This is a genomic window from Corynebacterium sp. LK31 (assembly GCF_014335015.1).
Lineage (GTDB): Bacteria > Actinomycetota > Actinomycetes > Mycobacteriales > Mycobacteriaceae > Corynebacterium > Corynebacterium jeikeium_D.
In genome coordinates, this window is sequence record NZ_PDGW01000020.1 from 1 (window position 1) to 1,928 (window position 1,928).

General features: G+C 54.8%; 1 protein-coding gene and 1 rRNA gene. Both read right to left on the bottom strand.

All coding sequences use genetic code 11. The annotated features are described in order from the left end of the window. Positions 1-69: 69 nt before the first annotated feature. Positions 70-1,592, bottom strand: a 16S ribosomal RNA gene (locus CRD18_RS07440). Positions 1,593-1,696: 104 nt separating this feature from the next. Continuing rightward, on the bottom strand, positions 1,697-1,928 hold a 232-nt coding region (locus tag CRD18_RS11060; RefSeq protein ID WP_207106357.1), incomplete at its 5' end, for a hypothetical protein.

A 1,928-nucleotide genomic window follows, 5' to 3' on the forward strand; every position in this document is an offset into this window, starting at 1 on the left:
AAAAACAAAAAATAGCCACACGCCACCAACACGATGACACATGACACAAAGAAAAAATAATCTCCTTAGAAAGGAGGTGATCCAGCCGCACCTTCCGGTACGGCTACCTTGTTACGACTTCGTCCCAATCGCCAATCCCACCTTCGACAGCTCCCCCACAAAATGTGTTAGGCCACTGGCTTCGGGTGTTACCGACTTTCATGACGTGACGGGCGGTGTGTACAAGGCCCGGGAACGTATTCACCGCAGCGTTGCTGATCTGCGATTACTAGCGACTCCGACTTCACGGGGTCGAGTTGCAGACCCCGATCCGAACTGAGACCGGCTTTGCGGGATTAGCTCGCCCTCACGGACTGGCAACCCACTGTACCGACCATTGTAGCATGTGTGAAGCCCTGGACATAAGGGGCATGATGATTTGACGTCATCCCCACCTTCCTCCGAGTTAACCCCGGCAGTTTCTTACGAGTCCCCACCACAACGTGCTGGCAACATAAGACAAGGGTTGCGCTCGTTGCGGGACTTAACCCAACATCTCACGACACGAGCTGACGACAACCATGCACCACCTGTATACAAGCCACAAGGGAAACACCATCTCTGGCGCGATCCTGTATATGTCAAGCCCAGGTAAGGTTCTTCGCGTTGCATCGAATTAATCCACATGCTCCGCCGCTTGTGCGGGCCCCCGTCAATTCCTTTGAGTTTTAGCCTTGCGGCCGTACTCCCCAGGCGGGGCGCTTAATGCGTTAGCTACGGCACGGATCCCGTGGAAGGAAACCCACACCTAGCGCCCACCGTTTACGGCATGGACTACCAGGGTATCTAATCCTGTTCGCTCCCCATGCTTTCGCTCCTCAGCGTCAGTTACTGCCCAGAGACCCGCCTTCGCCACCGGTGTTCCTCCTGATATCTGCGCATTTCACCGCTACACCAGGAATTCCAGTCTCCCCTACAGTACTCAAGTTATGCCCGTATCGCCTGCACGCCCGGAGTTAAGCCCCGGAATTTCACAGACGACGCGACAAACCACCTACGAGCTCTTTACGCCCAGTAATTCCGGACAACGCTCGCACCCTACGTATTACCGCGGCTGCTGGCACGTAGTTAGCCGGTGCTTCTTCTCCATCTACCGTCAGAAACCCTTCGTCGATGGTGAAAGGAGTTTACAACCCGAAGGCCGTCATCCCCCACGCGGCGTCGCTGCATCAGGCTTCCGCCCATTGTGCAATATTCCCCACTGCTGCCTCCCGTAGGAGTCTGGGCCGTGTCTCAGTCCCAATGTGGCCGTCCACCCTCTCAGGCCGGCTACCCGTCGCCGCCTTGGTAGGCCATTACCCCACCAACAAGCTGATAGGCCGCGGGCCCATCCCACACCGAAAAAACTTTCCACCACACCCTCACGGTGCGGTCCTATCCGGTATTAGACCCAGTTTCCCAGGCTTATCCCGAAGTGCAGGGCAGGTCACCCACGTGTTACTCACCCGTTCGCCACTCGTGTACCCCAGCAAGCTGGAGCCTTACCGTTCGACTTGCATGTGTTAAGCACGCCGCCAGCGTTCGTCCTGAGCCAGGATCAAACCCTCCATCAAAAACCCTTCAAATCAGAAGAATCAAAAAAACAATGAAAGGCCCAAAAACCTGACAAAAACAGACAAACAACCACCACACACAAACAATGCATGCGGCCTGGCCGTTATCCAAAAATAAAACGTTCTCCCCTTCGAACCGACGAGGCCAAAAAAGAAGAGAACAACCATGATCTTTCCCACAAATGAAAAAACCACGCGAAAAGCACCCAAACAAAGGCGCCGCCACGCAATCCATCACCCGCAAGCACAAAAGGACCCAAAACAAACAAAGGCCCCCGGCACCCACCAGCAACACACACGCGCAAACGACAACCAAACAAGCACTTTCCCAAAAAA